The sequence below is a fragment of the Amycolatopsis sp. cg13 genome, assembly GCF_041346965.1.
In the GTDB taxonomy this organism is placed as follows: domain Bacteria; phylum Actinomycetota; class Actinomycetes; order Mycobacteriales; family Pseudonocardiaceae; genus Amycolatopsis.
This window is the reverse complement of sequence record NZ_CP166848.1, coordinates 491001-499307: the sequence shown is the minus strand read 5'-3', so window position 1 is coordinate 499307 and position 8307 is coordinate 491001. Positions and strand designations below refer to the sequence as shown.

Here is an 8307-nt window from a genome sequence, read left to right as displayed (position 1 = left end):
GTAGATCCAGGCCGCCCGCGTGCGTCCATGCTTTCGGACCCAGGCGAAACCACGGTGGCGAGCGGGCGGACGCGGCTACCGTGAGCCCCGTTCTCCCGCGAAAGGACCCAGATTGACCGAGAATTCGGCCCGGGTGCCCCACGTCGTCGTCGCCGGGAGCGGATCCCTGGCCCGCAGCGCGTGCTTTTCGCTTGCCCTGGCGAGGATTCCGGCCGTGGTGCACGTCCTGGCGCGCAGGCCCGAAAAAGCGCGGGAGGTCGCGGATCTCGCCGAAATGCGGGCGCGGCTGAGCGGCTCGCCAGTCCGCTTTGAAGCGGGGCCCCTGACCGGCCTGCGAGACGTCTTGGCGCAGACTCAGCCGACGGTGGTGCTGAACTGCGCCTCGCACCAGTCCCCGTGGGAGCGGATGACGAACCCGTCGGAGTGGACGAACCTGCTGCGCCGCGGTGGTTTCGGGCTCACTCTGCCGCTCCAAGCCGGACCCGCGATCTCGCTCGCCCAGGCGGTGGCGGCGGCCAGTCCGGAGTCGCTGCTGGTCAACGGCTGCTTCCCGGACGCGGTCAACCCTCTGCTGAAAGCCCTGGGACTGCCGGTGTTCTGCGGCATCGGCAACGTGATGACCCTCGCCGCCGCCCTCCGCGCGACGCTGCCCGCCGACGACACCCGGACGTTGCGCGTTCTCGCCCACCACGTCCACCTGCACGCACCCGACGACGACGCCGACGAAGCGTTGGCCTGGCTGGACGATGAGCCGTTGGCCGACGTCACGGCCCGGCTGGCCAAGCTCCGCGCGGTCGACCGCCGGGAACTGAACGCGGTGACCGGGCACGCCGCCGCCCTCCTGGTCGAAAGCCTGCTGACCGGCGCAGACCTCCGGACGAACGTGCCGGGACCGCTCGGGCTGCCGGGCGGGTATCCGGTGCGGATCCGCGCCGGCTCGCTGACCCTCGACCTGCCCGTCGCCGAAGACGTCGCGGTGCGGCGAAACCAGCGCGACGGGCACCGGGACGGAGTCGTGGTCGAGGGCTCCGACGTCGTGTTCGGCGAAACCGCGCGCACGGCCTTGCTGCCGTACCTGCCCGACGTCGCGGCCGGATTCCCGGTCCAGGACACCGCTTCCGTCTGCGACCGGCTCCTGGAACTGCGCGACCGTCTGCGCTCCCCTGCCCCTGTCCCGAACGAGGAGGAGCGATGCCCGTCCCCCGCGCGTCCCGGAACCTGATCACCGACTACTACGCCCGGATCCGCGCGGACATCGAACGCCGCGTGCCCGCTCCGGTCACCTCGCCGGGCCGGTTCGCTCCCGGCTCCGCGCTGCCCGATCTCGACCCCGCGACCCGGGAGTACTTCTCCGTCGCGACCGCGGCCTGGGGCCCGCTGGCGGAGATCGGCGGCCACTCGATCCGGCTGCTCGACCTCACCGGCAACCCCGGCACCCACACCACGAAAACCTTCGCCTCCCTGCTGATCGGCGCGAGGGCGGTCGAGCACATCCGCCGCACCGGCGAGCCGATCGTGATCTTCACGCCGACGTCCGCGAACAAGGGCGTCGCGCTGCGCGACGCAGTAGACCGCGCGATCGCGAGCGGCCTCGTCCGGCCCGGCCAGCTCCGGGTGATCGTGCTCGCGCCCGCCCGTTCCGAGGCGAAATTCCGTTCCAGCGCGCTGTCCCGCGAACCGGAGCTGGCCCGCCGCAATCCGGTGCTCCTGCTGGACAGCCCACGACCGGAGCAGGTCAAAGACCTCGCCCGCGAATTCGTGGCCCACGAGGAAGTCCGTCCCGGTTCACCGCGGCTTTGGTTCACCCTCGACCTCGACAACTACCTGGTCGCCGACGCCGCCCGGGCCTTCTTCGAACACGACGTCGACCCAGCTCGCGGCAAGCGCTGGCACGCGCACGCCGTGTCGAGCGCGTTCGGCCTGCTCGGCTACCACCAGGGCCGGGAACAGCTCGAAGCGGATCCGGCCGCGCACCCGGGTTTCCTGCTGGTCCAGCATCTCGGCGCGCCCGACATGGTGCTGAGCCTGCTCCACGGCGGCCACGACCCCGCGAACGCGCCGCAGTACCGCCGCTCGGCCGGGCACTACGTCCAGGACGCCGACCCGCACTTCCCGCTGTCCACAGAGGACCCGGACGAGGTGCTGGAGCCGACGTTCTACACCCGCCGCCCGGCCACCTCGCAGACGATGGACCCGCTCGTGCGGCGCTTCGGCGGAACCGGGATCGTCGTGTCCCGGCGGGAGTGCACGAGCCGGTACGCGATGATCCGCGACCTGCTGAACGCCGCCGGACGGCCGATGCCCGCCGACCACGCCGAGCTGCGGGAATGGTCGCTGGTGATGGCGATGACCGGCGTGCTGAACGCGATCGAGCGACGGCTGGTCCCGGCGGGCACCGAGATCGTCCTGCACGCGTCGGGGACGTACACCGCCGCCGACTACCAGCCGATCGAACCGTCGGCGCTCGTGCCGGTCGCCGGGTTGGACCAGGTGCGTGCCGCGGTGGACGCGGCGCTGGCCGTCCCGGCGGGGCGGTGACCCGTGCGGGCGCTGCGCATCACCGGACCGCTCGACCGGGCGGAGCTGTCTGCCGTCCTGAAGCGGATCGCCGCCCGGCTTCCGGACGATCCGCCCTCCACAGTGGACGCTCTGCCAGAGGACGCATCTCCTCTGCGGGCAAGCCTGCGTTCTCTAGCCGAGGACGAGCACGAGTTGCTGGTCGCTCCGCCCGACGCCACGCACCTGTGGTTCGGGCAGTTCCTGGCACACCTCGTCGCTGAACTTTCCGGTTCTTCCGCACCCGAGTTCACCCCAGCCGTCGCAGCGAGCCACGCGGTCGGCTCCCGGCTCGACCTGGCCGCGTCCGGCCGCTGCGCGCGGTTGACCACCGACCTCGACGCGCGCTTCGCCGATCAGCCCGCGACGGTGTTTCTCACCGCGATCGCCTTGCTGCTGCGGCGCTACACCGGCACCGCCGCGGTACCACTCGGCCTGCCCGACGGCTCGGCGCTCATCGTCGACCTCAGTGAGGATCGATCGGTTTCGACCGCACTCAGCGACGTCGCCACCGCCCAGCGCACGGCGGTCACTGGAGTCGAAGCAGCGGTTGCGGCCGACGAATTCCTCACCGGACTCGACAATCGGAGCCTGCGCGCTTTCGCCCTCGGCGAGGACGGCCCGCCCATCACCGCAGGCAGGCTCAGCCTGGAACCGATCGCCCGCTCCTCGACGTCGTACGACCTGGAGATCGTCCTGACCCTGCGGACGAACCGCCCCCGGATCACCTGGCTCGGGCGCCTGCCGGAATCCCTGCTGGCCGATCTCGCCGCCGACCTGCCCACCCTGTTGGCCGAGATCCTCGACCACCCGGATCGCTCCACGGCGGCGTTGCTGCCCCACGCCCGCGGCGACCGGACAGCGACCCTCGAGCCCTCCGGCGAGCCCCTGTTCCCCGCCGACGCGACCTCGATCGCACACCGGTTCGCCGAGATCTGCCAACAGTTTCCCGCCAATCCGGCGATCCTCACCGACACCGAAACCCTCACCTACGAAGAACTCGCCGCCCGCGCCGCCGGAACCGCCGCCCTGCTGCGGTCCGGCACTGGCCCCGTCGGGTTGCTGCTCCCGCACGGACCAGCGCACATCGTCGCGATCGTCGCCGCCGCCCTCACCGGACGGCCGTACGTTCCGCTAGACCCGCATCATCCGCCCGACCGGCTGGCCGCGATCCTGTCCCACGCAGGCGCCACCACGGTCCTGACCGACCCGGAACACCAGCCCCTGTGCGACCGGATCGCCCCGACGCTGACCGTGCACCAGCTGTCCACAGTGGAATCCCGCCCAGCGGACATTACGGCGTCCGGTGATTCCCTCGCCTACGTCCTGTACACCTCGGGATCGACCGGCAAGCCGAAGGCAGTCGCGCAGCCGCACGCGAACGTCCTCTTCCAGGTCCGCAACCACGTCGACAACTTCCGGATCAGCCCCGCCGACCGGCTCGGCCTGCTCACGTCCTTCGGCTTCGACATGGCCGTCACCGACCTGTTCTCCGCGCTGCTCAGCGGTGCCGCCGTGGTGCCGTTCGACGTCGCCGCGCACGGCGTCACCGCACTCGGCGAGGTCCTCGCGAAACACGAGGTGACGGTCTACCACTCGACGCCGACGATGTTCCGCTACCTGACCGACTCGCTCGGCGACCGTCGACTGCCCGCCCTGCGCGCGGTTCTCCTCGGCGGCGAACAGGTGCGCCGCGACGACGTGGAACGGGCACGCCGCGTCGGTGCGCCGGATTGCGTATTCGTCAACGGCTACGGTGCGACCGAGATCAGCTTCGTCACGCAACACCATCTGGGACCCGACGCGGTCATGGACGGCGAGGTGATCCCAGTCGGCCGCCAGTTGCCGGGCGTCGAAGTCGTCCTGTTCGACCCGGCAGGCCGCCGCACCTGCCTGCGCGGCGAAATCACCGTGCTCAGCCAGCACATCGCGCCGGGCTACTGGCGGGATCCATCCGCGTCCGTCGGGAAGTTCGTGACGATCGACGGCGTGCCCGCCTACCGCACCGGAGACCTCGCCCGCAGGCTGCCGGACGGCACCCTTATGCACCTCGGCCGCGCCGACCGGCAGGTGAAAATCCGCGGCTACCGAGTCGAACTCGGCGAGGTCGAAGCCGCTCTGTGCGCTCAGCCCGGGGTCGCGCAGGCCGTCGCTGTCGCCGGGCAGAGCGAAATCCTCGCGTACGTCGTGCCACGGGGCTCGCGCCCGGATCCGGCCTCGCTGCTCGACGCGCTCGCCCGGAAGCTGCCGCACTACCTGGTCCCGCGTTCGGTCACCGTCCTCGACACTTTCCCGCTGACCAGCACCGGAAAGGTCGACGTCCGCGTACTACCCGTTCCGTCGCCGGCCCGCCGACCTCAAGGCGACGTGCGCCAGGCGATCACCCGCGCCTGGTCGACCGTGCTCGGCCTGCCGAACCCGCCTAGGGACAAAGACTTCTTCGCGCTCGGCGGCCACTCCGCACAGGTCCCGGTGCTGAAACGCCTGCTGGAGGAGGAACTCGGCGTCGAAATCCCCCTCGGCCGGTTCTTCGACCACCCCACCATCACCGCTTTTGCCGCCTCCCTGTCAACCAGCTCCGACGGTGCGCTAGACCGAGTCGGCGACCGCATGTCCCGCCGCCGCGCCGCCCGGCGGTCCCGATGACCGAGGACATCGCGATCATCGGCATGGCGTGCCGGGTCCCCGGCGCGGCGAACCCGGAGGCGTTGTGGCGCAACCTGTTCACCGGCGTCGACCCGATCCGCCGCTACACCGACGATGAACTGTGCGCCGCCGGAGTCGAGGAAGCACTGCTGCGTGCCCCTGATTTGGTGCGCTCAGTCGGCCACCTCGCCGGAATCGCCGACTTCGACGCCGAGTTCTTCGGCTACAGCGCGGACGAAGCCGCCCAACTCGATCCGCAACACCGACTGCTGCTGGAAACGTCGTGGTCAGCCTTCGAGGACGCAGGCTGCGACCCGGCTTCGTGTCCCGACACCGGAGTCTTCGCCAGCGTCGGCCCGAGCTGGTACGAGCACTACCGCTTGTCCGGCGCCTGGCCCGGCGCGCACTCAGTAGGCACCGCGACCGACCATGCCGCCGCCCGCGTGTCCTACGCACTCGGCCTGTTAGGCCCCAGCCTGGCCGTGCAAAGCGCGTGCTCGTCTTCGCTGGTCGCGGTATGCCTGGCCGCACAAAACCTCGCCGACTTCCGCTGCGACCTCGCCCTCGCCGGCGCCGCCGCCATCCCCTACCCAGCCCGCCTGGCCGGAGATGACGGCCTGGTCTCGCTGTCCGGCCGCTGCCGCACCTTCGACGCGGACGCGGACGGCTCGGTCTTCGGCAGCGGCTCCGGCGCCGTCCTGCTCAAACGCCTCGCCGACGCTCTGGACGACGGCGACGCCATCCACGCTGTGATCCGCGGCTGGGCAATCAACAACGACGGCGACCGCCCCGATTACCGCACTCCCAGCGGCAGCGGGCAGGCCGCTGTCGTGCTGGAAGCGTTGCGGGCAGCGGAAATCGAGACCGCCAGCTATGTGGAAGCACACGGCAGCGGCACCCTTCTCGGCGACGCACTGGAAGTCGACGCCCTCGACCGCGCCTTCCGGCTCGCCGGGATCCCCGGATGCCTTCTCGGTTCGGTGAAGCCCGCGATCGGCCACCTGGACGGGGCGTCCGGAGTGGTCGGCCTGATCAAGTCCGCCCTGGTCGCCCGGCACGGCATCGTTCCGCCGACCGCGCATTTCCGGCGTCCGAACCCGCATCTCCCTGTCTCGGGCGGTTTTACGGTCAACACCGAGCCCGTCGAACTGGCCGCACCCCGCCGAGTCGGAGTCAGCTCATTCGGCCTCGGCGGGACGAACGCGCACGTCCTCGTCGAACAGCCCCCGCCGCTCCCTCGCCCTGAGTCTTGCTCCCAGCACCTCCTCGTCCTGTCCGCTCGCACCCCGCAAGCCCTGGCGACTGTCGCGGCCCAGCTCCGAGATCACCTCGCGCGCGAACCGGACCTGCCACTGGCCGATGTCGCATTCACCTTGGCCACCGGTCGCCGGGCGTGGCCCTTTCGGCAGTTCGAAATCGTCGGGAGTTCCCCATCCGCCGAGCTGGCGAACCTAGGCAGGCTGTGGATGGAGGGCGGCACACCTGACTGGTCAACGGTCTTCGCACCCGGCCGCCGCCGCGTGTGGCTGCCGACCTATCCATTCGAACGAACCCGCCACTGGGCCAAAGGGGTTCCGGTGCTGCCCGAATGAGGCCAGGTCATGTCACGCAACTTCCGCCACGACCAGCCCGGACGCGCTCGGAGACTGGTCCCGGCCTCGCGACGCCACGCAACAGCCCGCGGAACCGCCGCCGAGCAAGCTCCGACCACCCGCCACCTGGCCACGCGGCCCTGCCCGGCCGAGGGCAACTCAGGTCACCCACCACCTCCCGCCCCGCCACCAGCTCAGCGCGAAACCGCCTCCCTGTCCGCGATGCCACGCAGCAGCCCGCGGAACCGCCGTCCAGCAAGCTCCAACCACCCGCCACCAGCCCAGCGGCGCACTGCCCGAAAGCCCCTGCCCGCAAGCCGCCCAACCGGCACCGTTCAACCGCGCCCGCCAGCGATCCTCCCTATCGGAGGTCAACGGGCGTCGCACAACCGCGCATCGCTCGCCCGCACCAGCGAAGCACCCAGCTCCGTCGCCGTATGCAGCACCTTCCGCCCCGCCCGCACCGTCATGATCAGCCCGGCGTTGCGCAACGCGCTCGCGTGTTCCGAAGCCGACGACAAACTCACCCCGGCCTGCACCGCGAGTTCCGTCGTCCCGCGCGGCACGACCGCCGCCCGCAGGATCGCCGCGCGGCGGGCCCCGACCAGCGCCGACAGGCCGTCGCCGCTCGATCGGCCCGGGCCGCTTCGCGCGGACACGCCCGGGATCGGGTACACGACCGTCACCGGTTCGCCCGCGCCGCCCGGGATCACTACCGTCTCGGGGGCCAGGCACGACGGCACGAAGTCCAGCCCGTGCGGCGCGGGCAGGTCCCGGTCGGCGGGACTGCCGATCTCCACCACGTTCCCGAGCTGGCCGATTCCGGCGGACACCGAACCGATCGCTCTCGCCACGCCCTGGCGCAGCATGATGTGCGCCCGCTGGACCAGGTCGGCCTGGGCGGTCGCGACGATCTCCGCCCACTGCGGCTCGACCAGGCTGCGGTATCCCTCCTCGACGGCGTTGACCAGCGCCGTTCTCGCGTCGTCGCTGCCGGAGGCGAGGTCGTGCAGCCACGCGGCGGGCTGCTTCAGCCGGAACGTCGCCGCGAGGTCGGCGCGGACCCGGTCGGCGGGCAGGGCCGCGAGGTCGTCCAGCGCGGAGCCGATCTCGGCGCGGCGCGAGACGAGGAAGTCCGGCACCTCGCCGCGCGCGGAGAACAGGTCGAACAGCGGCCGGATCGGGCGGGGCGGCCGGAGCCGGACCGGGAAATGCCCGGCGGGGCGCGCGTCCCTTCTCAGCCGGCACAGCGCGCCGAGCAGTTCGACAACCGGAAGGGGGCCTTCGAGAAATCGGACGGACTGAAATGACTCCAGGGTCAGACGAAGCCGGATCACTATACCACCGATCTGACAGAAACGCCGTTTAATCCCCCTCCAGGCGAAGTCAATCAGGCCCGCGTACATGAAGAATACAATCGTCGCTTCAACACTGAAGCGGCGGCCATTAAACGCACCCCAAAAGCATTTCCAAACGCGGCGACCAGTGTCGTTTCCGGGATTTCCCGGCCCGG

5 protein-coding genes are annotated in these 8307 nt (G+C 71.0%); 4 read left to right on the top strand and 1 reads right to left on the bottom strand.

All coding sequences use genetic code 11. From position 1 onward, the window contains the following. The first annotated feature begins 112 nt into the window (after positions 1 to 112). The 4 genes from AB5I40_RS02085 to AB5I40_RS02070 are packed head-to-tail and all read left to right on the top strand — an operon-like array spanning position 113 to position 6794. On the top strand, positions 113 to 1222 hold the full coding sequence (locus AB5I40_RS02085; RefSeq protein WP_370936709.1) for a hypothetical protein: 1110 nt from the start codon (positions 113 to 115) through the stop codon (positions 1220 to 1222). Beyond that, complete coding sequence (locus AB5I40_RS02080; protein ID WP_370936708.1) at positions 1192 to 2538, top strand: DUF6002 family protein; 1347 nt, start codon at positions 1192 to 1194, stop codon at positions 2536 to 2538. The genes AB5I40_RS02085 and AB5I40_RS02080 overlap by 31 nt, the downstream gene beginning before the upstream one ends. Positions 2539 to 2541: 3 nt before the next feature. Continuing rightward, positions 2542 to 5202: an amino acid adenylation domain-containing protein gene (locus AB5I40_RS02075; protein ID WP_370936707.1), complete on the top strand. Its 2661-nt coding sequence runs from the start codon at positions 2542 to 2544 to the stop codon at positions 5200 to 5202. Continuing rightward, positions 5199 to 6794 carry a beta-ketoacyl synthase N-terminal-like domain-containing protein gene (locus AB5I40_RS02070; protein WP_370936706.1) on the top strand — a complete coding sequence of 532 codons (1596 nt, stop codon included), beginning with the start codon at positions 5199 to 5201 and terminating at the stop codon, positions 6792 to 6794. The genes AB5I40_RS02075 and AB5I40_RS02070 overlap by 4 nt, the downstream gene beginning before the upstream one ends. Before the next feature lie 371 nt (positions 6795 to 7165). On the opposite strand, the gene AB5I40_RS02065 is transcribed toward AB5I40_RS02070, so the two are convergent. Continuing rightward, positions 7166 to 8131 carry a hypothetical protein gene (locus AB5I40_RS02065; protein WP_370936705.1) on the bottom strand — a complete coding sequence of 322 codons (966 nt, stop codon included), beginning with the start codon at positions 8129 to 8131 and terminating at the stop codon, positions 7166 to 7168. Between the last annotated feature and the right edge of the window lie 176 nt (positions 8132 to 8307).